Source organism: Burkholderia sp. B10, assembly GCF_004368385.1.
Taxonomy (GTDB): Bacteria; Pseudomonadota; Gammaproteobacteria; order Burkholderiales; family Burkholderiaceae; genus Burkholderia; species Burkholderia vietnamiensis.
On the sequence record NZ_PQMX01000018.1, the window covers coordinates 30301 to 52599 of the forward strand.

21 protein-coding genes and 2 tRNA genes are annotated in these 22299 nt (G+C 65.9%); 10 read left to right on the plus strand and 13 right to left on the minus strand.

Annotated features, from left to right (window positions below):
* Nucleotides 1-31: 31 nt before the first annotated feature.
* A complete protein-coding gene (phoR, locus tag C3Y15_RS11905) occupies nt 32-1351 on the plus strand; it encodes a phosphate regulon sensor histidine kinase PhoR (protein ID WP_011884288.1) in 1320 nt (439 codons plus the stop codon).
* A 117-nt stretch (nt 1352-1468) separates the two neighbouring features.
* On the opposite strand, the gene ppk1 is transcribed toward phoR, so the two are convergent.
* Nucleotides 1469-3532: a polyphosphate kinase 1 gene (ppk1, locus tag C3Y15_RS11910; protein WP_045579266.1), complete on the minus strand. Its 2064-nt coding sequence runs from the start codon at nt 3530-3532 to the stop codon at nt 1469-1471.
* Between the two features lie 283 nt (nt 3533-3815).
* Between ppk1 and ppx the strand changes: the two genes are divergently transcribed.
* A complete protein-coding gene (gene ppx / locus C3Y15_RS11915; protein ID WP_011884290.1) occupies nt 3816-5330 on the plus strand; it encodes an exopolyphosphatase in 1515 nt (504 codons plus the stop codon).
* A 65-nt stretch (nt 5331-5395) separates the two neighbouring features.
* Here ppx and C3Y15_RS11920 read toward each other — a convergent pair whose 3' ends face one another.
* Together C3Y15_RS11920 and C3Y15_RS11925 are read right to left on the minus strand one after the other, a co-directional pair.
* Nucleotides 5396-5830: a hypothetical protein gene (locus tag C3Y15_RS11920; protein ID WP_011884291.1), complete on the minus strand. Its 435-nt coding sequence runs from the start codon at nt 5828-5830 to the stop codon at nt 5396-5398.
* 142 nt (nt 5831-5972) lie between these two features.
* Nucleotides 5973-6049 (minus strand) — tRNA-Pro (locus C3Y15_RS11925).
* Nucleotides 6050-6210: 161 nt separating this feature from the next.
* On the opposite strand from C3Y15_RS11925, the gene sixA reads away from it, so the two are divergent.
* Entirely contained in the window at nt 6211-6672 is a 462-nt protein-coding gene (gene sixA / locus C3Y15_RS11930) for a phosphohistidine phosphatase SixA (protein ID WP_011884302.1), read from the plus strand.
* Between the two features lie 160 nt (nt 6673-6832).
* Nucleotides 6833-7639 carry a GNAT family N-acyltransferase gene (locus tag C3Y15_RS11935; protein WP_011884303.1) on the plus strand — a complete coding sequence of 269 codons (807 nt, stop codon included), beginning with the start codon at nt 6833-6835 and terminating at the stop codon, nt 7637-7639.
* 190 nt (nt 7640-7829) lie between these two features.
* On the opposite strand, the gene C3Y15_RS31720 is transcribed toward C3Y15_RS11935, so the two are convergent.
* On the minus strand, nt 7830-8000 hold the full coding sequence (locus C3Y15_RS31720; RefSeq protein WP_011884304.1) for a hypothetical protein: 171 nt from the start codon (nt 7998-8000) through the stop codon (nt 7830-7832).
* Nucleotides 8001-8135: 135 nt separating this feature from the next.
* Between C3Y15_RS31720 and C3Y15_RS11940 the strand changes: the two genes are divergently transcribed.
* A complete protein-coding gene (locus C3Y15_RS11940) occupies nt 8136-8321 on the plus strand; it encodes a hypothetical protein (protein WP_069246202.1) in 186 nt (61 codons plus the stop codon).
* Nucleotides 8322-8337: 16 nt separating this feature from the next.
* On the opposite strand, the gene C3Y15_RS11945 is transcribed toward C3Y15_RS11940, so the two are convergent.
* From C3Y15_RS11945 to C3Y15_RS11960, 4 genes are all read right to left on the minus strand, one after another.
* Nucleotides 8338-9708 (minus strand): MATE family efflux transporter, encoded by a 1371-nt coding sequence (locus C3Y15_RS11945; protein WP_069246203.1) that lies wholly within the window; start codon nt 9706-9708, stop codon nt 8338-8340.
* A 10-nt stretch (nt 9709-9718) separates the two neighbouring features.
* A complete protein-coding gene (locus tag C3Y15_RS11950) occupies nt 9719-10042 on the minus strand; it encodes a DUF2288 domain-containing protein (protein ID WP_034193252.1) in 324 nt (107 codons plus the stop codon).
* 849 nt (nt 10043-10891) lie between these two features.
* Nucleotides 10892-11590, minus strand: coding sequence for a peptidoglycan DD-metalloendopeptidase family protein (locus C3Y15_RS11955; RefSeq protein WP_011884308.1), 699 nt, complete (start codon nt 11588-11590; stop codon nt 10892-10894).
* A gap of 130 nt (nt 11591-11720) precedes the next feature.
* A complete protein-coding gene (locus tag C3Y15_RS11960) occupies nt 11721-12635 on the minus strand; it encodes an aldose epimerase (RefSeq protein ID WP_069246204.1) in 915 nt (304 codons plus the stop codon).
* 482 nt (nt 12636-13117) lie between these two features.
* On the opposite strand from C3Y15_RS11960, the gene C3Y15_RS11965 reads away from it, so the two are divergent.
* Nucleotides 13118-13948: an undecaprenyl-diphosphate phosphatase gene (locus tag C3Y15_RS11965; RefSeq protein WP_011884310.1), complete on the plus strand. Its 831-nt coding sequence runs from the start codon at nt 13118-13120 to the stop codon at nt 13946-13948.
* Between the two features lie 179 nt (nt 13949-14127).
* Nucleotides 14128-14204 (plus strand) — tRNA-Arg (locus C3Y15_RS11970).
* A gap of 401 nt (nt 14205-14605) precedes the next feature.
* Here C3Y15_RS11970 and C3Y15_RS11975 read toward each other — a convergent pair.
* Entirely contained in the window at nt 14606-15322 is a 717-nt protein-coding gene (locus tag C3Y15_RS11975) for an AraC family transcriptional regulator (protein WP_224056577.1), read from the minus strand.
* Nucleotides 15323-15588: 266 nt separating this feature from the next.
* On the opposite strand from C3Y15_RS11975, the gene C3Y15_RS11980 reads away from it, so the two are divergent.
* Nucleotides 15589-16650, plus strand: a complete 1062-nt coding sequence (locus C3Y15_RS11980; protein WP_059567945.1) for a WYL domain-containing protein — start codon at nt 15589-15591, stop codon at nt 16648-16650.
* Between the two features lie 89 nt (nt 16651-16739).
* Here the strand turns inward: C3Y15_RS11980 and C3Y15_RS11985 are convergent, their stop codons facing one another.
* From C3Y15_RS11985 to C3Y15_RS11995, 3 genes are all read right to left on the minus strand, one after another.
* Nucleotides 16740-17270: a hypothetical protein gene (locus C3Y15_RS11985; RefSeq protein ID WP_224056575.1), complete on the minus strand. Its 531-nt coding sequence runs from the start codon at nt 17268-17270 to the stop codon at nt 16740-16742.
* Between the two features lie 211 nt (nt 17271-17481).
* Nucleotides 17482-18765: an ATP-binding protein gene (locus C3Y15_RS11990; protein ID WP_059462260.1), complete on the minus strand. Its 1284-nt coding sequence runs from the start codon at nt 18763-18765 to the stop codon at nt 17482-17484.
* On the minus strand, nt 18766-19494 hold the full coding sequence (locus C3Y15_RS11995; RefSeq protein WP_011884363.1) for a response regulator: 729 nt from the start codon (nt 19492-19494) through the stop codon (nt 18766-18768).
* A 242-nt stretch (nt 19495-19736) separates the two neighbouring features.
* Here C3Y15_RS11995 and C3Y15_RS12000 point away from each other — a divergent pair, with 242 nt between their 5' ends.
* Nucleotides 19737-20483, plus strand: coding sequence for a MipA/OmpV family protein (locus C3Y15_RS12000; RefSeq protein WP_043290978.1), 747 nt, complete (start codon nt 19737-19739; stop codon nt 20481-20483).
* Nucleotides 20484-20576: 93 nt separating this feature from the next.
* Nucleotides 20577-20912, plus strand: a complete 336-nt coding sequence (locus tag C3Y15_RS12005; RefSeq protein ID WP_011884365.1) for a hypothetical protein — start codon at nt 20577-20579, stop codon at nt 20910-20912.
* A 46-nt stretch (nt 20913-20958) separates the two neighbouring features.
* Here C3Y15_RS12005 and C3Y15_RS12010 read toward each other — a convergent pair whose 3' ends face one another.
* The gene (locus C3Y15_RS12010; RefSeq protein ID WP_014722830.1) at nt 20959-22158 is read right to left on the minus strand and encodes a transglycosylase SLT domain-containing protein; all 1200 of its coding nucleotides are present in this window, start codon (nt 22156-22158) and stop codon (nt 20959-20961) included.
* Nucleotides 22159-22299: the final 141 nt, after the last annotated feature.

The following is a 22299-nucleotide window of genomic DNA, read 5'->3' on the forward strand; positions in this document are numbered from 1 at the left end:
GCATGCCGTTCATTCATTCGGGCGCTGAAACATGAACATCATCTGGGCGCGCTTTCTCGTGTCGCTCATGCTGCTCGTGCTGATCAGCGTATTGGTCGGCGTGTTCGCCGGCCCGATTGCGGGCCTCGCGTTCGCGGTCGTGATGCTGGTTGCGCAGGGCTTCTTCAGTACGTTCCACACGCAACGCCTGTGGCGTCTGCTCGATGCGCCCGTCTATGGCGAGGTGCCGAGCGCGCCGGGCATCTGGGGCGAAATCTATTACCGGCTGCACAAGCTCGCGAAGCAGTGGCATGCGCAGGTGCGCCAGGTCGAGCAGCAGCATTCGCGCTTCATCCAGGCGATCCAGGCGTCGCCGAACGGCGTCGCGATGCTCGACGATCACGATCAGATCGAATGGTGCAACGCGATCGCCGAGGTGCACTTCGGCGTCGACGCGAAGCGCGACCTGCGCCAGCACATCACGAACCTCGTGCGCCATCCCGAGTTCGTCCGCTACCTGAACGGGCAGCATTACGACGAGACGCTCGTGATGCGCGGCATGGGCGAATCGCGGCAGAACGTGCTCGAAGTGCAGGTGTTTCCGTACGGCGAGAACCGCAAGCTGCTGCTCACGCAGGACATCACCGAGCTCGAGCGCACCGATGCGATGCGGCGCGACTTCGTCGCCAACGTGTCGCATGAGCTGAAGACGCCGCTGACGGTGTTGTCGGGCTTCCTCGAGACGATGCGCGAGCTGCCGCTGAACGAAGACGATCGCGCGCGTTATCTCGACTTGATGGAGCAGCAGGCGTCGCGGATGCGGCATATCGTGACCGATCTGCTGGTGCTCGCGAAGCTCGAGGGCGAAAGCCGGCCGCCGACGGATCACGCGGTCGACATGCGCGCGCTGTTCGATCATCTGAAGGAGGACGCGCAGACGCTGTCGAACGGGCACCACGACATCACGTTCTCGATCGACGAGACGCTCGGCGTGACCGGCGCGCAGACCGAAGTGTTCAGCGCGTTCGCGAATCTCGTCACCAATGCGATCCGCTATACGCCGGACGGCGGCAAGATCGCCGTGTCGTGGCGGCGCGAGGGCGCGCAAGGCGTGTTTTCGGTCACCGACAGCGGCTTCGGCATTCCGGCGGCCGACCTGCCGCGACTGACCGAGCGCTTCTACCGCGTCGATCGCAGCCGCTCGCGCGACACGGGCGGCACGGGGCTCGGCCTCGCAATCGTCAAGCACGTGCTGCAGCGGCACGACTCGCACCTGTACGTGCAGAGCGAGGAAGGGCGCGGCAGCACGTTCACCGCGCGGTTCCCGGCGTCGCGCGTGATCGCGATCCGGCCCGCGGCGTTCGAGGCGTGAGCGTGTAACGCGCGCGCCGGGCGCTGCATCGGCGCGCGGCCCGGAATGAAAAAAGCACAACCCGCGGGTTGTGCTTTTTCGTTTGCTGCGCGGCGCGCGAGCGCGCGCACGGCGTCGCTACGAACAGAACTTCGCGAGCAGCCCGAGCTGCGCATTGCGGACCGTCTTGCCCGCGCGCCGGCGGCGGTAGTGGCCGTCGCTCTGCATCAGCCAGGCCGACTGGTTGTCGCCGAGGCAGACCGACAGCCCTTCGGCGATCACGCGGCGCTTGAGCTTGCGCGCGCGGATCGGGAACGCGACTTCGACGCGGCGGAACAGGTTGCGGTCCATCCAGTCGGCGCTCGACAGATAGACTTCCTCGGCGCCGCCCGCATGGAAATAGTAGATGCGGTGATGTTCGAGGAAGCGGCCGACGATCGAGCGCACCGTGATGTTCTCCGACAGCCCCGGCACGCCCGGCTTCAGTGCGCACACGCCGCGCACGATCAGGTCGACCTTGACGCCGGCCTGCGACGCTTCGTACAGCGCGGCGATCACCGACGGCTCGAGCAGCGCGTTCATCTTCGCGACGATGCGGGCGCGCTTGCCGGCGCGCGCGTTGTCGATCTCCGCGCGGATCGAATCGATGATGCGCGGATGCAGCGTGAACGGCGACTGCCACAGCTCGTGCAGCGTCAGCTCGCCGCCGATGCCGGTCAGCTGCTGGAACACGTGGTGCACGTCCTCGCAGATCTTCTGGTCGGCCGTCATCAGCCCGAAGTCGGTGTAGAGGCGCGCGGTGCGCGGATGATAGTTGCCGGTGCCGAGGTGGACGTAGCGGCGCAGCGTCGCCTTGCCGCCTTCGACCACGCGCCGCACGATCAGCATCATCTTCGCGTGGCACTTGTGGCCGACCACGCCGTACACGACGTGCGCGCCGACCGCTTCGAGCTGCGACGCCCAGTTGATGTTGGTCTCCTCGTCGAAGCGCGCGAGCAGCTCGACGACGACCGTCACTTCCTTGCCGTTGCGCGCGGCTTCCATCAGTGCGTCCATCAGCGGCGAATCGGTGCCGGTGCGATAGATCGTCTGCTTGATCGCGACCACGCTCGGATCCTTCGCGGCCTGCTGCAACAGCTCGAGCACCGGCTGGAAGCTCTCGTACGGATGGTGGAGCAGGATGTCGCCGGCGTCGATCGCGTCGAACATCGTCGGCGCATTCGCGATCGCGGGCGGGATCGACGCGACGAACGGCGCGAATTTCAGGTCGGGGCGGTCGACGAGATCGGGGATCTGCATCAGCCGCACGAGGTTCACCGAGCCTGCCACGCGGTAGCAGTCCTTGTCGCCGAGGCTGCTTTCGTCGAGCAGGCGGCGCACGATGTGCGCCGGCGTGTCGGCCGAGACTTCGAGGCGCACCGCGTTGCCGAGGTGGCGCGCGGGCAGTTCGCCTTGCAGCGCGACGCGCAGGTTGGTGATTTCGTCTTCGTCGACGAACAGCTCGCTGTTGCGGGTGATGCGGAACTGGTTGCAGCTCTTCACGACGAGCTGCGGGAACAGTTCGCCGACGAAGCGTTGCATGAACGAGCTGAGCAGCACGAAGCCGTGCTCGAAGCCCGACAGCGATTGCGGCATGCGCACCACGCGCGGCAGCGCGCGCGGCGCCTGCACGATGCCCATCACCGCCTGCCGGCCGAACGCGTCGCGGCCTTCGAGCTCGACCACGAAGTTCAGGCTCTTGTTCAGCACGCGCGGGAACGGATGCGCGGGATCGAGGCCGATCGGCGTGAGCACCGGCAGCAGTTCGTCGAGAAAGTAGCGGCGCGCCCATTCGAGCTGCGCGTCGTTCCAGGTGTCGCTCGCGTGGAAGTAGATGCCTTCCTGTTCGAGCGCGGGCAGCACGGTTTCGTGCAGCATCGTGTACTGGCGATGGACGAGCCGCTGCGCGCGCTCGACGACGAGATCGTAAGCGTGTTGCAGCGACATGCCGTCGGGCGTCAGCGCACCGGGATTGTCGCGGATCTGTTCCTGCAGGCCCGCCATCCGCACCTCGAAGAATTCGTCGAGGTTGCTGCTGGTGATGCAGATGAAGCGCAGGCGCTCGAGCAGCGGCACTTGCGGGTCGGCGGCCTGGGCCAGCACACGCTCGTTGAAACCGAGGATGCCGAGTTCACGATTGAGTAGCGGGTAGCGAGCGGACATCGGCAGAGTAACGGATGATTCGGGCGATGATTCGAAAGGACGCTCGGAAACTCTCACGGTAGGATGACGTGCTGATGACGTTGGTTTATTGGTATCGGGAAATTCTACGCCGGAACCCGTTTCGTCTCATAAATGTTTCGGATATATGGAATCTACCTGTTTACATGCCCGTGAAGCGTGGCAATGGCAAGGGTTCCACGCTTAAAATGACGCCTTTGACAGTCGTCCAGCGGGCCTGACCGGTTGCGGTTGCCGCGGGCGTACGCGCACGGAGCCCCTTCTGATGGTTACATCCCCCCACTTGCTGGCGGCCGTCGATCTCGGCTCGAACAGCTTCCGGCTCATCGTCGGGCGCGTCGAGGAAACGTCGGCGGGCAGCCAGATCTATCCTGTCGATGCGTTGCGCGAGCCCGTTCGACTGGCCGCGGGGCTGTCGAGCGACAAGATGCTCGACCGTGCGTCGCAGGAGCGTGGCTGGGACGCGCTCAAACGGTTCGGCGAGCGCCTGCGCGATTTCCATCCCGATCATGTGCGCGCGGTGGCGACCAATACGTTGCGGGTCGCGAAGAATGCGGGCGAATTCCTCGGCGAGGCCGAGGCGGCGCTCGGGTTTCCGATCGAAGTGATCGCCGGTCGCGAAGAGGCGCGGCTGATCTACGCAGGCGCTGCGCATTCGGTGCCGGCGAGCGCGGGCAAGCGGCTCGTGGTCGACATCGGCGGCGGCTCGACCGAGTTCATCATCGGCTCGCACTACACGCCGCTCGTGATGGAGAGCCTTTATATCGGCTGCGTGAGCCACAGCCGCACGTTCTTTCCGGCCGGCAACGTCGACGAATACACGATGCGACAGGCCGAGCTCGCGGCCAAGCGCGAGATCCAGATCATTTCCAGCGAGTACAAGAAGGCCGGATGGGACCAGGCGATCGGGTCGTCCGGTACCGCGCGTGCGCTCGCCGAGCTCGTCGAGGCGAACGGCTTCAACGATGCGGGCATCACGCACGGCATTTCGCGCGGCGGGCTCGAGCGCCTGAAGCGCGCGCTGATCAAGTCGGAGAACGTGAACCGGCTGAAGCTGATCGCGCTGAAGCCCGATCGCGTGCCGGTGCTCGCCGGCGGTCTCGCGATCATGCTGGCCGTGTTCGAGGAGCTGGGCGTCGACTATGTCGATACGACCGACGGCGCGCTGCGTCTCGGCGTGCTGTACGACCTGCTCGGCCGCACGCAGCACGAGGACATGCGCGCGGTGACCGTCGAGGGCTTCACGCGCCGCTACGGCGTCGATCGTGCGCAGGCCGGGCGGATCGCCGCGCTGGCCGTGCGGTTCTACGACGAACTCGAGGAAGGCGACGACGAGGCGCGCGAGGAAGGCCGGACGTTTCTGGGCTGGGCCGCTGCGCTGCACGAGATCGGGCTGTCGATCTCGCACAGTTCGTATCACAAGCATTCGGCCTATATCGCGAGCAATGCGGACATGCCGGGCTTTTCGCGTACCGATCAGGCGCGCCTCGCCGCGCTCGTGCTCGGGCACGCGGGCAAGCTCGGCAAGCTGTCGCAGGCGCGCGATGTCGAGTGGCCGCTGCTGTTCTGCCTGCGGCTCGCCGCGCTGCTGTGCCGACGCCGCACGGATGCGGGGCTGCCGGACATTTCCGTGTCGCAGATGAAGAAGGGCGGGTATGAAGTGCGCCTGCCGGGCGCATGGGTCGAGCAAAACCCGCTGACCGACTACAGCCTCAGCCAGGAAGCGGCCGAGTGGGAGAAGGTCGGTATTCCGTATCGCGTCGTCTATACCGGCGCTTGATGCGTTCGGCGTTCGCGCGTGGGCGGGCGGCGCGTTTGCGCGCGCCCGGATTCTGCGCGACTCGCTCAGTCAGAGCACACGATCGCGGTCAGGAACGGAAACGCCTGCTTGACGGTGGCGTCGCTGCCTGCATTGCGCACGGCCGTCTCGACGGCGCTCTTCGTGCCGTGCACGACGACGCCATAGGCCCATTCGCCGATCGGCGTGCCGGTGCCCGAGCGGAAGATCGGGTCGTTCGCCTGGTAGCCGAGCACGACGTAGACGCCGAAGCCATAGGCGGTCAACGGATGGCTCGTACGGAACGCGTTCACCGAATTCGGTTCGACGTGCATCGGCTGCGACTCGATGTCGCCCGCGGCGAGCAGCGGCGCGACGAACTTGTGGCCGTTCGAATGACAGTCGAGCGCGGCGTCGATCGATTTGCCGGGTGCGGCGTTGCACGATGCGGCGAACGCGAGCAGCGCGCCGAAGAGGGCGGTTTTGAAAATTGGGTCGTTCATGCGCGGTTGCGAGTTTGATCACGGATATTATCGCGTGGTGTCGCAAGATTCGTGCGTGGGCTGGCGCCGGTGAAAACCGGTCGCTACTGCGCAAAAAGAAAAAGGGGTTACACGCTTTTGGCATGTAACCCCTTGATTCCTTTGGTCGGAGCGATAGGATTCGAACCTACGACCCTCTGATCCCAAATCAGATGCGCTACCAGGCTGCGCTACGCTCCGACGAGCCAAAGATTCTAGCGTCTAATGGGTCGCTGGGTCAATCCCGTTATCCACATGCCGCGTTCGACCACGAACGCCCACCGATTGGCGACAATACCAACGATGACCGTCCGCCGCGCACACGTACGGCCGGACGGTTCGCCGACACATGGAGAGACACGATGATGAATCTGATCCTGTGGCGTCACGCCGAGGCCGAGGACTACGCGGCCAACGATCTGGCGAGACAACTGACCACCCGCGGCCGCAAGGAAGCGCAGGCGATGGCCAAATGGCTGCGCGGCCGGCTCGAATCGAGCAGCGTGATCCTCGCGAGCCCGGCGGCGCGCACGGTGCAGACGGTCGAGGCGCTCACCGACCAGTACCGGACCGTCGATGCGCTCGCCCCGGGCGGCAGCGTGGACGACGTGCTGGCCGCCGCAGGCTGGCCCGACGGCATCGCACCGACGGTCGTGATCGTCGGCCACCAGCCGACGCTCGGCTGCGTCGCCGCCGAACTGATCGCGCGCAACGGCGACAGCTGGAGCGTCAAGAAGGGCGGCATCGTGTGGCTCGCGAGCCGCACCCGCGACGGCAACCATCAGGCCGTGCTGCGCGCCGTACTGACGCCGGAGCTTGTCTGAAGCGGTTTTCGTGCCATTGATCATACGGTTGCGTAAGCTTTCTGCTAAAGTCAATTCGGCGACACGTCATTGAAAGGACACGGTCGTGCCACAGAACGGTAACGACCGGTTACTACATTGGCTGGCATGTCGTCCTATTCCTTACGACCAGGAAAGCCTAATGCGAGAACTGCCGACGCCTACGCTCCCCTTCGCCTCGCTGCCCCTCGATACAGCGCGGCGCCACCTGCCGCGCGCCGCTGAAACCGTCACATCCGAGTACCGTCTGCGGGCCGCCTGGGCGCGCACGGAAGACGAACTGCGCGAGGCGCAGCGTCTGCGCTACACCGTATTCGCCGAGGAGATGGGCGCGCAGGTCAGCGGCCCGTCCGGTCTCGACGTCGATCCTTTCGACGCCTACTGCGACCACCTGCTGGTCCGCGATCTCGATACGCTGAAAGTTGTCGGCACGTATCGCGTGCTGCCGCCGCACCAGGCGGCCCGCGTCGGCCGGTTGTACGCCGAGGGCGAATTCGACCTGTCGCGGCTGACGCACCTGCGCGGCAAGATGGTCGAGGTCGGCCGCTCGTGCGTGCACAGCGACTACCGTAGCGGCGCGGTGATCATGGCGTTGTGGGGCGGTCTCGGCGCCTACATGATGCAGAACGGCTATGAGACGATGCTGGGCTGCGCGAGCGTGTCGATGGCCGACGGCGGCCACTATGCGGCCAACCTGTATCAGTCGCTGCCCGCACACTCGCTGACCGCGCCCGAGTACCGCGCCTTCCCGCACACCGCGCTGCCGGTCGACGAGCTGCAGACGGGCACCGTCGTCGCGCCGCCGCCGCTCATCAAGGGCTATCTGCGCCTCGGCGCGAAGATCTGCGGCGCACCGGCCTGGGATCCCGACTTCAACTGCGCCGACTTCCTGACGCTGTTCCGCCTGTCGGACATCAACGCGCGCTACGCCCGGCACTTCCTGGGCTGAGCACTGCCGCTTGCCTGCGCGTCGCGCCCGACGCGCACGCGCAGGCGAACGCAAACGAACGCCCTCACGCGCCGATGCGCCGCGTGATGGCGTTCGCTTTTCGCGGCACGCACCGGCCGCTCCAGCGTGCGCATGTCCGCACGTTGGATGCGCCGCTCACGCGGCGGACCCGACGACGCAGCGGCGTGCGCTAATGCTTGCGCCGCCAGTCGAGCAGATGGTGTTCCGCCATCCAGTGATGGATCATCCCTTCGCCACCGTGGGTGCGCTTGTATTCGCGCGACTCGAAGTAGGACAGCGCGATGAGCACCATCACACCGATGAACAGGCCGATCAGGCCGGCGATCTCTTCAGACATCATGGCAGCCTCCTTTCAACGGCACAGCGCCATGTTTGCATGGTAGGACATGTGCGCGACGACTCCCAACCCGGAATTCGGCTAGACTCGGCCCGGTTCCGGCGCGCGCTGGGCGCGCCGTTTTTCGGAGCCTTCCCGATGCCCCGTTTGATGCTGTTCGTGCTGGCCGTGTCGATTCTTGCCGGTTGTGCCGGCGATCCTCGCGAGGCACGCCGCGGCCACCCGCCGCAGGATCCAGCCGACTACCACGGCGTGCCGACCGACATGACGCCGCCGTCGATGCTCGATGTGTCGCCGGCGCCCGCGGGCGCTGCGGCGCAATAGCCGTTGCCCGAGGCGCTCAGGCGCCGGCCGCCGGCCCGTCGGCGCCGATGCGCCGCACGAGCGCCGGCAGATGGCGTGCGAGTGTCGCGCCACGCGCGGCCATGAACAGCAGCAGTGCGAACCACAGTCCGTGGTTGCCGAACGGGCCGACGGCGACGAGCGTCGCAGCGATGAAGACCGCGAGCGATGCCACCATCGCGCGCATCAGCGACTGCGTCTGGGTTGCGCCGATGAACACGCCGTCGAGCAGAAAGCCCCACACGGAAACGATCGGCGAGACGGCTGCCCAGGGCAAATAACGCAGCGCGACGGCGCGGATGTCTGCTTGGTCGGTCAGCCGCGCGACGATCCAGCCGCCGGCTGCCCAATAGACGAGCGCGAACAGCAGCGCACCCAGCGCCGACCACAGCAGCGTGACGCGCACGGCCTGCCGGAACGTCGCGCGATCGCGTGCGCCGGCTGCGGCGCCGACGAGCGCTTCTGCCGCGTGAGCGAAGCCGTCGAGCCCATATGCCATGAAGGTTTGGAAATTCAGCAGCAGCGCGTTTGCGGCGAGCGTCGCGTCGCCCTGTTGCGCCCCGAGATGCGCGAACCAGCCGAACGCGCCCAGCAGGCACAGCGTGCGCAGGAAGATGTCGCGATTGAGCGCGATCAGCCGCGTGAGCGCTATGCGATCCACCAGCGCATGCGCCGCGAGCGGCCCGAGGCCGCGCGGCCGCAGCCGCCACAGCATCCACGCGCCGAGCGCGAAGCCGCACGCGTCCGCGGTGGCCGTTGCGGCGCCGATTCCGGCGATGCCCCAGCCGAAGCCGTACACGTAGAGCAGCACGGCGCCGATGTTCACCGCGTTGATGAACACCTGCGCGACGAGGGCGAGCCGCACGCGCTGCACGCCGAGCAGGTAGCCGAGCACGACGTAGTTCGCCAGCGCGAACGGAGCACTCCAGATGCGTGCACGGCTGTAGGCGAGTGCCGTCGCACGCACCGCGTCGCTGCCGCCGAGCGCGGTCAGTGCGAACGACAGCAGCGGCACCTGCAAGGCGAGCACGGCGGCGCCGAGCGCGAACGCGACGATGAGCGCGCGCAGCACGCTCAGGCGGATGCCGGCTGCGTCGCGGGCGCCGTGCGCCTGCGCGACGAGGCCGGTCGTGCCCATCCGCAGGAAGCCGAAGCCCCAGAACACGAAGTTGAAGACGAGGCCGCCGAGCGCGACGCCGCCGAGATACTGCGCGCCGTCGAGATGGCCGGCCACGGCCGTGTCGACCGCGCCGAGCAGCGGCTGGGTCAGGTTGGCGAGGACGATCGGGAACGCGAGCGCGAGGACGCGCCGGTGCGAGACGGCGGCCGATGCGGTGTCGGCCGCGTGCGGTAAGGCGGATTCGGACATCGCGAACGCGTCAGGCGCGTTCCTGCACGCACACCCACGGCGACACGACTACCGCCCACAGCTCCGGATCGCGTGCCGCGTAGTCGGAAGCGGTTGGTGCCGGCATGCGCGCGACGAGGCCGGCCGACAGCCAGCGCGTGACTTGCTCGGCGTCGTCGCTGGCGATCGCTTCCGCGACGCTGACGAGATCGAGATCGCGCGCGACCGACAGCAGCTTGCCTTGTGCGAAGAAGCGCTCGAGATCGCACCAGTCGATCTTGGCGGTTTCACCCAGGAGTTTGGCGTAGAGCGGGCTATGCGACGCGCCCGCGGCGGTTTCGTGTTGGGAGGACATCGGTGTTCGGGAGAAAGGCTGCGTGGCGCCACTATAAACCATCCGGGCTATCGGGCGACCGGCTGGCCGTCGCGGCACGGCCGTGCTGCTGGCGTGCGTTGCATGGCGAGGGATGCGCGAGCGTGTCGTCGCCAACATCGCCGGGGTTCGGCGGCGCGATGAACGCCTTCACGATGTCGGTAGCTGTCCCGCCCTGGGGCACGCCGACCATGACCGCGGGCCGATGCGGTAACCGCCGGTCGCGATTGCTTCGTCGTCGCGGCCGACGAAGTGCACGGCGCGCACGGAGCCGTTCGCGCGACGGTTAGAAACCTTCCTCAGTTCGCCGAGCGCGGTGCGTGTCACGTTGCCGTGGGATGTTTGTTGAGTCGGCGCGAGCCGTCCGCCGTCGCTCACGCGGCAATCGCGGCGCGGCTGGAACCCTCGTGCTGAAGTGGCTGAGCGGCCTTTTTGGGCGGTCGGCTGCACGCGGTATCGCGGGTCGCGTCGAGGTCTGCCGAAGCAACCGTCGGCGCGCTTACATCATTGATTCACGCGACCGAAACCACAATGGCGACTGTGGATAGGGAATGTTCGGACTCGTGCGACGGGGCAGTTCAGTGCACGATTTCTCAATGACGCATAAGATCACGACAAAACAGTGATGTGACCATGGATTTGCTTCTGATTGCTACGGGGTTCAGCCTGTTCGGAATCGGCGCGCTGGTGATGTTTGCGAGCCGTGTCGATCCGTTGTCCGGCCGTTTCATCGGTCGTCTGCGCAAGCGCTGACACAACCTTTCGGATTGCCCTCGCGACGACATGCGATGCATGCCGGCATCTCATGTCGTCCGTCGGCGGCCCGCGCGTTCAGCGCGCGGGCAGGTAGCGTGCGGGGTCGATCGAGCGGCCGCCGTAACGCAGCTCGAAATGCAGCGCGACGCGATCGCTGTCGCTGCTGCCCATCTCGGCGATCGTCTGCCCCTGTGTGACCGACTGGCCTTCCCTCACGAGCAGCGCGCGGTTGTGCGCGTAGGCCGTCAGGTAATCGGCGTTGTGCTTCAGGATGATCAGATTGCCGTAGCCGCGCAAGCCGTTGCCCGCATAGACGACCGTGCCGGTGGCGGCCGCCTGCACCGGCGTACCGGCCGAATTCGCGATGTCGATCCCCTTGGATTTCGATCCGTCGAACGTGCGCACCACATTGCCGGCTGCCGGCCAGATCAGCGCGATGCTGGAAGCCGGTTTGACGTTCGATTCGACCGGCGCGGATGGCGCGGGGCGGCTGCGCGGCGCGCTACCGGTGCTGGTGCCGGAGGTGGACGCGGTCGTCGTGCCGGGCGGCGGCGCGACGCGCAGTACCTGGCCGACTTCGATCGCATCGGGATTCGTGATCTGGTTCCAGCGCACGATGTTTGCCAGCGACGTGCGGTTGTCGCGGGCGATCTTGTAGAGCGTGTCGCCGCGCTCGACGCGGTAGTAGCCGGGGCCGACGGGCGCGGAGCCGCACGCGACGAGCAGCGCCGCACAGGCGGCAGCGAAGAGCCGCTTCGTTGTTGTTCCGAACATTGAACCTCGCAAAACGCTGCCGCGCGCGGCGCGGCAGGCAATCCAAAACGTCCGATTTTAACGGGTTCGATCGGCCCGCCGCAGTTTCTGGCCGTAGTCGGCCGGCATGGCCGGCCCGGCGCCGGCGATGTCAGCCGGCGTGCGGCAGCACGCGAATGCGCAGCGTGGCCGTTTCGGTCGCGCCCGGCGCGAGCATGCGCAGCCCGAGACCGTTGTGAATTGCGTCCGGCAGGCCGAGCCACGGCTCGACGCAGTAGAAGTCGGATTCCGGCTTCTCGGTCCACGTCGTGACCGCATACCACGGGATCGAGCCCGGGATGTCGAGCGCGATCTCGATCGTGCGGCCGCGCCCCGGCATCACGATCCGTACCGGCGCGGACGGCGCGCCATCGTCGAGACAGTGGAAGCGGTCGAGGATCTCCGGATCTCCGAGGCTGTAGGACGATTGGCCCGGCTCCGCCGCGCTGATCGAGCCGTCGGCCAGTTGCATGCGGCGTTGCGTCGGCGGCAGCTCGAGCGTGGTCTGGGCGCGTTCGCCGTGCGGCAGCGCGAAATAGAAGTGGTGGCCTGCGTAGTACGGCAGCGGCGTGGCGCCGCGGTTCGTCGTGGTCAGCGCGACGTCGAGCATGTGGGCATCGACGAGACGGTAGGTCGCTTCGAAGCGGAAATCGAACGGGTAGCTGTCGTGCAGCGCGTCGGTTGCATCGAGCGACATCGCGAGCGCGGCGCCGTCCGGCGACGCGTGTGCCGCGAACGGCAGGTCGCGCGCGAAACCGTGCATCGGCAGGTCGCGGACCACGCCGGCGGCGTCGCGCCAGCGGCCGAGTTCGCCGTCGACGCGATGCCGGCCGAGGAACGGGAACAACAGCGGATTGCCGCCGCGCACGCGCGCGAGGTTGGTCCAGTCGGCGGTTTCCGGCCAGAAGATGATCGGCTCGCCGTCGACGTGCCACGACAGCAGGCGGCCGCCGAATTGCGGAGCGACCCGAACGAGCGACGGGCCGGTGTGAAGTTCATGGATGTCGTGCTGCTGGAAGATCGGCATGGCAAGTCGGGATGAACGGGTGAGGGGATGCGCGAGCGCGCTCCATTATCGGGCAGCGACGCGGTCGGGGAAAACCCTTCTCGGGAAATCGCGACTTTTTAACACCGTCGACGGTCGGGATAATGCATCTAAACCGGTGATGTTGCCGGGTCATGACACTTCGAGGAGGCGCCATGGATCTGGCAATGGCAATGGGAATCGCACTGTTCGGCATGTTCACCGGCAGCACGGTATTGTTCTTTTATCAGCTCGGCCGCTGACGACAGGATTCTGTCCGATTCGAAAGGCCCGCCATGCAAATGGCGGGCTTTTTGCTTTCTGTGCGCTTACATTTTGCAAGCGTTTGTGTGCATCGCCGCAATTAGCGGTCAAATGCCCTTGGCGCAGTAATCATGGCTCGGCATAATCGGGGCGCGTTTTTCGGATGACGCGGTGCGTCGTCCGTCTTCCTACCGATTGTTCACCTTTAAAAGGACCGACGCGTGAGTCTCTGGTTTCTGGTATTCCTGAGCGTCCTGCAGGGCGTCACCGAACTGTTCCCCGTCAGCAGCCTCGGCCACACGCTGCTCGTGCCGGCGCTGTTCGGCATGCATATCGACAAGCACGCGCCGCAGTTGCTGCCATTTCTCGTTGCGCTGCATCTGGGTACGGCGCTCGCGCTGCTGTGGTACTTCCGTGAGCGCTGGATTGCGCTGATCGGCGGTTTCTTCGCGCAGCTCGGCGGGCGCAAGAACGATGACGGGCACATGATGTGGGCGCTGATCATCGGCACGATCCCGACCGGCATCGTCGGGTTGCTGCTCGAGAAGCGCATCGAGCGCGTGTTCCACGACCTGCGGATCGTTGCGATCGCACTGATCGTCAACGGCGTGCTGCTGTGGATCGGCGATCGGATTCAGCGCAGCCGCGCGCATCAGCCGCCAGAGAAGATGACGTTCAAGCAGGCGTTCCTCGTGGGCCTCGCGCAGATCGGCGCGCTGATCCCGGGCTTCTCGCGCAGCGGGCTGACGATGATCGCCGGCAATGTGGCCGGGTTGACTGCGGAGAAGGCTGCGGAGTTTTCGTTCCTGCTCGGTACGCCGATCATTTTTGCCGCGGGCGTGCTCGAGTTGCCGAAGCTGTTCCATGCTCGCGACCAACTCGCCGATGCACTGCTCGGCGGCGTGTTGACGGCGATTGCCGCGTATCTGAGCGTGCGGTTCCTGATGCGTTATTTCGAAGGGCGCGGGCGGTTGGCGTCGTTCGGGCTTTACTGTGTGATCGCCGGGGCGTTCTGTCTCGGGTGGTTCATGCTGCATCCGCAACCGGTTTGATGGTTGCTGCACCGGTCTGGCGTGATGTGTCGCGATGATCGGGTATAATTTCGGGCTCGGCTTCATGCCGGGCCCGTTTCGTTTCGGGGCTTCGAGTGGGTGGTTCTGGTATGGCTCGAAGCGCCTGTGCGTTGCATGCGGCCTGGGTTGTGTTTGTGTCGCCGTGTCTTTTCTCTCGACCGCCCTTAGCTCAGTTGGATAGAGCAACGGCCTTCTAAGCCGTAGGTCACACGTTCGAATCGTGTAGGGCGGGCCAGTCAAATCAAGCACTGGCGAAAATCCCCCTTGAGTCAATGCCGTCGAGCCGTAGACCATGTAACCATGGTGTAACCGGATTTGGTCAATTCGAGATAGCCGCGTTGCTACTTCGGCGAAGCAAAGCCAAGAATCACCCAGGCGACCGCTTTTGCCTGCGCCTCACGATACGGGAGGGAGGTGTCCATACCATTTCTCGAAAGAGTTGGGACCTCCACGAAACGTGAGATGGTTCGGCCTGTCGCCGATTGAGTTTGAGCGACGCCATGCGCTAAACGGCTTGCGATTGTCGATGAAGCTCCGGCCGGGCCAGTTTGAACGCGCGAAGGCCGCTGCCACCAGATCGCTCGAGCATCTCTCCCGATGCGCTGTACCGGCTGGGTACATGGCACGACTTGACGGTCACGGCACGGACCGAAAAAAGCTCGGCGCGTCCCCCGCGCCATCGCGCTCCACTGCACGCATGTCCGGACGCGCATGCGCATGTGCTCGCCGATATTCGATCGGGGTCTTGTCGAAGTGCTGGCGAAACAGGCGCGCGAGATGCTCGCCGCTGCCGAGCCCGCAACGTCGAGCGATCGAGTCTGCTGGGAGCGCGGTGAAGGCGAGCATCGCACACGCGCGTGCCAGCCTGACACGCATCAAATAGGCGCTGGGTGCCATGCCGATCTCGCTCGTAAAGTGACGCAGCAGGGTGCGCTCGCTCATCGCGACGAGATCGGCGGCCTGTCGAACCTTGACGGGCTTGTCGAAGTTGCACGCGATCCACTTGGCCACATGCTGCATTTTCTCGGACATGGGCCGCTCGTTCAGCGGAATTTTCATGGCGGCGTGGTTGATTGCCCCGTCATTGAAGTCGAGGTCGTCAATCAGCGGCTGGCCGCGCGCTGCATCGACGCGAACCTGTACTTTGTTATCGGAATCGTCTTTCGCGAGGCGGTTCTCGGCCTGAAACGTCGAGCGCCGCATGTCCGAAGAGAATGGCATCGAGAATATCGTCCTGTGGTTGTCGAACGGGTATTGTCGACGCCCGTTCGGACATACGGTGTCTTGATGCCGCATGAGGTCATGCATCCCCGGCGCGGTCGTGACGATCGTTGCATGCACATCGATGTTCACGCCGCCGCGGAAGTGAATCCGTCATCGGGACACCAATTGTCCGAACCGCACGGCACACTCGCGTCCGGCACGAGTTCGTCTGCGTGAATATCCGATTCGGCATGCGCTGGCACCGGCCTGAGTCTGCGCCCGATGGGTCCGCTCGAGCACGTGCTGTGTCACCTGAAGGGCTTGCTTCGCGCGAAGCGTGGAGGCGAGGCGCTCAAGAATGGCCATCGCCGGTCGATATACCGTGATCGACTCTTTGCGAGCAACGCTTACCCATCATGTCCGATCTCGATCGCGAAATCATGCGCGCGCTTCCCGACGCGGCAACGCACGACGACTACATCAGCACCCCCGATATCCACCGCTGGCTGTCGCGGACCGCGCTCGACACGCCAACCGTCAGGACGATCAACCGGCGCCTCGCGAAGCTCGAGCGCGACGGGCTCGTCGAGGTGCTCGAACGAGGCACCGCGCTGGTGTGGCGCAAGAAGGCGGGTGCGAGCGGCATGGCCGCCAAGGCTGGCTCGATGATGACGTTCGACGAGGCGCTCGCGCTGCAGACGTTGCGGCGCTTTTCGTCGCGCCAGATTCCGGAACTGGTGGCCGAATCACTGTCGTCGATGTTCGACGTCGCGGAGGCACGGCTGCAGCGGACGAGCAATGAAACCGAGCGGCGCTATTCGCGCTGGGCGAGCAAGGTCGCGGTCGAAAGCGGCGGCTTCTCGCTGCATTACCCGGTAATCGACCGGGAACTGTTCGGCATCGTGTCACGCGCACTCTTTGAAGAGCGCAAGCTCGAAATCGTCTATCGCCCGCGTCACAACACCGACAACGACCGGGCCAGGATCATTCTGCCGCTCGGGTTCGTGGAGGTTGGCGGGCTCGTCTACCTGGTCGGCGGTACGCCGGGCAAGACCGAACCGACGATGTACCGCATGGACCGTTTCACGCGTGCCAGCGCGCTGCTCGAAACGTTTGACTATCCGCCGACCTTTTCGCTCGATGCCTATGTGAAGCAACAGCGTCGCTTCGACTTCATGGTCGAGAAGGAGGTGATGCTCAAGCTCAAGTTCCTCAACGGTGCCGGCGAGCATCTGCTCGAAGCGCCGATGTCGAAGGATCAGGCACATACCCGCGACGGCGACGCACTTTTCGTCAAGGGCACCGTGCTATTGAGTCAGCGCTTGCGGTGGTGGTTGCGCTCGTTCGGGCCGAACGTCGAGGTGCTTGCGCCCGCCGGCTTGCGTGCCGAGTTCGTGCGAGAGGCGAATGAGCTTGCACGCATGTACGGCAAGCCGGCGGGTGCAAGCCGCGCCGATGAAGCGGGGCGTCCGGAATGACCGCCTGACGTGCGCAGGCATTCGCCGCAGGAGTAAAAGCAATCGGGCGGCGGTGCGGCGTTCCGTCCGCGACCGCCGCGCGAGGCCGTTCATGCCATGTCGAGATCATGCGAGATCAGGCGCATCAGCGCGCGTCGCACCGGCGGCTGCGTCTGCCGCTGCGGCGCGGCACAGGCCGCGATCAACCGGCCGAGCCTTGCAAGTGCCGCGGCCGGCGGCAATGCCCCGGCGGCGACCCAGTGACCGACGCGCTCGGCCGGCATCTGCTCCGAAGCGCCGATCAGAAGAGCGAGCTCCGTGCCGCAGGCCGCAAGCGATTGCCTGAGCGCATAGTTTGCACCGATGCCGTTCCAGCAGAACTGCCCGCGCGCTGCCGGCGCCGGCCTGACGACGTGGACCACGATATCCGCGCCGGGCGCCCGTCGATCGGTCGCGAGCTCCCACGCGATAGCCCGATCCAGTGTAGGCAGTGCGTTGATCCACGACTGGACGACGCAGGCATCGAATCCCCACGGGCGCAATGCGATACGCAGCGTTGCGGAATCGTTGCGGAGGCAACGAGATGATCGTGCCAGGTAGGCGCGCTCGTGGCTCGCCGGTTTCGTCATGCGGGTATTCACGTGTGCATCTCCTGTTCCTGTTCCTGTTCCTGATTCTGATGGACAGTGTGCAACGTGCTTGAGACATACCCTGTCGCGAATCACGCAATCGCTTTCCGTTCGGTTGGACATGGGGCTGTCGGCGAGAGGCGGCATGGGTTCGCTGACGGCCCGTCACCCGGACCCTTCGGAAATTCCGTGCACCAACGTCCGCTTAGAAACCTCATCCACCTCACCCCGGCAACGAAATCACGAACCGCGCGCCGCCCAACGGCGAATCCTCGAGCCACACCTCACCCCCATGCACGCGCGCCACGCGCCGCACGATCGCGAGCCCGAGTCCGAACCCGCCGGTCTGTCGGTCGCGGCTCGAATCGAGCCGCTGAAACGGTTCGAACACGCGCGCGCGATCGGCCACTGGAATGCCCGGCCCGTCGTCGTCGACGCTCAGCACCAACGCGCCCGACGCATCGCTCGCCGCCGACAGCAGCACCGTACGCGACGCGTAGCGCGCGCCGTTGCGGATCAAGTTCAACAGCGCACGCGCGACGAGTTTCGGATCGCATACGTGCGAGGCGGGCGCCCCCGTGGTCGACACGTCGAGCATGATGCCGCGATCGGCGACATCGTTCGCGACGCTGCCGGCGACGCTGTCGATCAGCGCATTGACGGCCACCTCCATCGGCTCCAGTTCGCTCGCGCCCTGTTCGAGCCGTCCGATCGTCAGCAACTCGGTCACGAGTTCGTCGAGTTCGCGCACGTCGCGTCGCAGCGCGTCGCAACGTGTCTGCATCCGGCTGCTGTCGTCGGCGTCCGCGAGCAGCGCGAGTCCGAATTCCAGGCGAGCGAGCGGCGTCTTCAGCTCGTGCGAAATCGCATGCATCATTTCGCGCTGCTGCTTGATCGACGCTTCGATCCGTTCCGCCATGTCGTTGAACTGCACCGACAGCTCATAGATGTTCGACCGTGCGGACAATCGCACGCGCGTCGACAGCTCGCCCGCGCCGAACGCGTGTGCGGCAGTCTGCAGCTTGCGCAGGTCGCGCCAGTGATGTGACGTCCACAGCGCAACGGCGAACAGTGCGGCGAGCGCGATCATCCCGTTCGCATAAATCTTGACGTCGAGCATGGCCGGCTGAATCGGACGAGCATGCAGCACCGAACCATCGGCGAGCGGCATGTAGTAGTTCCTGCGGTCGTAGCTGATCGCAATCCGGCCGGCGTCCAGATCGCGCAGCGGCGCGTCGGACAATTGCGCGCGTGCGTCGGCCATCGTCAGGAAACCGAATCGCTCGTTGCCGTGCTGGCCGAGTTCGCTGAGCGCGAGCGTACGCTTCGCACCCGGATGGCGTTCGAGGTAATCGTTGAGCACGAACGCATACGTGGTCAGCGTATCGCGCTGCGCCTGCGCAACGCGCTCGTAGAAAATCTTGTCGAACGACCATTGAACGAATACGACCGCCGCGGCACAGCTGACGATCACGATCAGGTACAGCTTGATCAACGGGCGCAGCATTCACTCGTCCCATGCGGAAGGGCTGAACAGATAACCGCGGCCCCAGATCGTCTTGATCCGTTGCGGTTCGGACGAATCGTCCTCGAAGCGTCGGCGCAGCTTCGAGATGCCCGCGTCGACCGACCGGTCGATGCCATCGAACTCGATGCCGCGCAATTGCTTCAGGATCGCGTCGCGACTCAGTACGGTACCGGCTGCGCGCGCAAGGATCAGCAGCAGGTTGAACTCGGTGGTCTTCAGGTCGACGAGCTCGCCGCGCCACGCGACCGTGCGGTTCGGCGGCGAAATCGTCAGCTCGCCGAACTGCAGCGCCTGCACGGGCGCAGCGTCATCGGTCCGCGGTTCCGCAGGCTGCGCACGGCGCAGCAGCGCGCGAGCGCGGGCCACCAGCACGCGCGGCTCGATCGGTTTCGTCACGTAGTCGTCGGCGCCGGTTTCGAGGCCCGCGACCTGATCGTAGACATCCGCACGCGCCGTTAGAATCAGCACGGGCACGTTGCTGAACGCACGAATGCGCCGGCACACTTCCATCCCGTCGAGATTCGGCAGCATCAGGTCGAGTATCACGAGCGCCGGCCGGTGTTCGCGCACGGCGGCGATCGCGAGATCGCCGCGGCGCACGACCGTCACCGAGAATTCGTAGCCGTCGAGATATTCGCGCACGAGCTCGGCGAGGCGGTCGTCGTCCTCGATCAGCAGTACGCGGTATTTGAGCGGATGGTCGTTCATGGTCTCCTCGAAATGCGCGCCTTCTCTTTCAGGCCAATGCGGGCGTGGCGCGGCACGCGAATTCTATCCGGCGTTGTAGCGGCCCGCGAGGCCTCACGACAATCGGGAACACTCGAACACAATTGAGCACACATTTTCCGCAGATTGCGGACAGTCGTGCCGCGCGGGCGCTCCTAGACTTCGGGCTCCGTCACTCTCGTTCCGATATCGTGCGTCCCTCCATTCGTTCGTTGCGCTATTGCATGCCGCTTGCCGGCCTCACGCTTGCCTCCGCCGTCCACGCCGAAAACCAGTACGCGATATCGCTCGGCGGTGGCTTCGCGCCGCGCTATCAGGGCAGCAATCAGTACCGCGCCATCGTCGCGCCGTCCTTTTCCGCGATGTTCGGCAACGGCTTCTTCGTCGACAGCAGCGCCGGCGCCGGCTATCGCCTCGCGCTGCCGAACGGCGCGTTCGTGTCGGCCGCGCTGGGCTACGACGCGGGTCGCACCGACGACGATCGCTTCGGTCGTGCGGGCTCCGATCATCTGAAGGGAATGGGCAGGGTGCCGGGCTCGGTGCTGTTCGCGATGCACGCAGGCGTGAAGCTGCCGGACGGCGGCGAGCTGAGCCTTGCGATCGATGCGCCGGTCACGCATGGGTCGCGCGGCTTGTCCGGCCATGTCGATCTCGCGGTGCCCGTGTTCGAGCGCGGACGGCACGCGCTGGTCGCGACGGCCAGCGTGCATGCCGGCACGGGGCGCTATATGCAGACCTTCTACGGTGTGACCGATGCGCAGTCGCGGGCGAGCGGGTTCGGCCCGTATTCGACGAGCGGCGGCGTGGACAGCGCGACGCTGTCGCTCACGTGGAACTGGGACCTGTCGCGGCATTGGGCAGTGCGCGCGACGGGCGGCTTCACGCGCCTGCTGGGCCGCTACGGCGACAGCCCCATCGTGCAGACGCGCAGCAACTACTACGGGATGGCCGGCGCGACCTACCGGTTCTGACCGAACCGCAAGCGACGCCTGCACTGCACGATTTGCCTGCGGTAACATCGGCGCGAAGCCGGCACACTGGCCGGCCGCAACAAGGAGAAGCGGATGAATAAGACGATCACGATGCTGGCCGCGCTCGTTGCGAGTGCAACCATTGCCGGCTGCGCGGATACGGCCACACAGCATCGCAACGCCACCGCCGGCGGCGCGGTGCCGATCGCCGTGCCATCGGGCGCCGCGAACGCATGCAAAGCTGACGCGATGCCCGACGACGCGCTGATCGGCAAGACCGAAGTCGATGCGGCCGCGCTGCTCGACGGCTGCCTGTGGCGCGTGCTCGAACGCGACGGCCGCTCTCTGCCGGGCACGATGGATTACCGCGCGGTGCGGCGCGATCTTGGCGTGCGCGACGGGAAGGTGATCTGGGTCCGGCGTGGATGACGGACGGCGCGTGCGCGGCGCAGCCGTAGCGCGCCGGCCCGCTGCGCTACTTCGAGATGTACCAGAGCGCGTCGGCGCTCGCGCGCGAATCCTGCGTAGCCGCAGCCGGGGCTTGCGGCGCGGCGGCCGGCGGCGTGTTCGACGTGACGGCAGTCGGCCACGTCGCGGGTGTGTTCGACGCGGTCGACACCGCGGGATTGTTCGCGCTGCTGCCGGTCGATGCCGAACCCGACGTGCCCGGCGTGTTCAGATACCACAGCGCGTCGGTGGAAGCCGTCCGCGCGGTCGGCGCCTTTGCCGGCTGTTTCGTTGCCGGCGCCGCGCCCGGGCGCGTCGTTGCCGCGCTTGCCTGCGCAGTCGTCGCGCCGCCGCCACGTTGCGCGCGCGCCTCGAACGGCCCGAGCTGGAAGATCAACGTTTGCGCGGAACGCGTCACGACGGCATACGGAAACTGCAGTTCCCACGACATCAGGACGCGCCCCGACGAAGTCTCCGTGAAGATCGCCGGCACGTGCTTCATGTCGCTGAACTGCACGTAGATGCGTGCGCCGTCGTCGAACACCTGGGTCGGCTTGGCCTGGTCGGCGCCCGTGACGGTCCAGCCGAAGTTGTACGTGCCGGCCGGCCCGGCGGGGCCGCCCTGCGAAGCAGGCGGAGCGGCCGGCGCGAGCGTGCGCGTGCGCGCGACCGGCGGCGCCGACACGCTCAGGCTCGCGAACGGATTGTACGGCTGCACCTGTTGCGGCGGCGTAAAGGAAGGGGGCAGGATGGGCATGGGAGTATCGGGCGAATCCGGCAGGGTCCGGATTGCATCATAGACCTTGCGGGCATACGCGAGGCGCTTGTCGGGCGACGCGGAGTTGTACGCGCCGATCGCGTTCCAGTTCGCGCCGAGCTGACGGATGTTCTGCGACAGGATCCACGCGCCGACGTACGCGTTGGTGCAGGCGTCGAACAGGCTTTCGCGCGTGATCCCTTCGCGCGCGAGCGTCGGCAGCCACGTGCTGTTGATCTGCATCAGGCCGATGTCGACCGTGCCGTTCGTGTTCGTGTTCACCGCGTTCGGATTCATCCCGGACTCCACCTGCGCGATGCCGCGCAGCAGGCTCACGCTCACCTTCTGGAACGTGGCGGCGTCGTCGAGGCAGTCCGCGTGCGCAAGCGTGGGCAGCGCGCACGACAGGGCGAGCGCCGCGGCGAGCGTCGGCATGGCGTGGCTGATCGAACGGTTGGTCTGACGCGGCATGACAGGATGGGGCGGAATCCGGCCGCCCGGTGCAAGGAAATTACGCAGACGCGAAGTGTGCCATAGCATTCGGTCAAATGGTTCGCGTCAAACTTTCCTTTGCAATTGTGCGGGCATTTTGGCCCGAATTTCCCCGCGTTT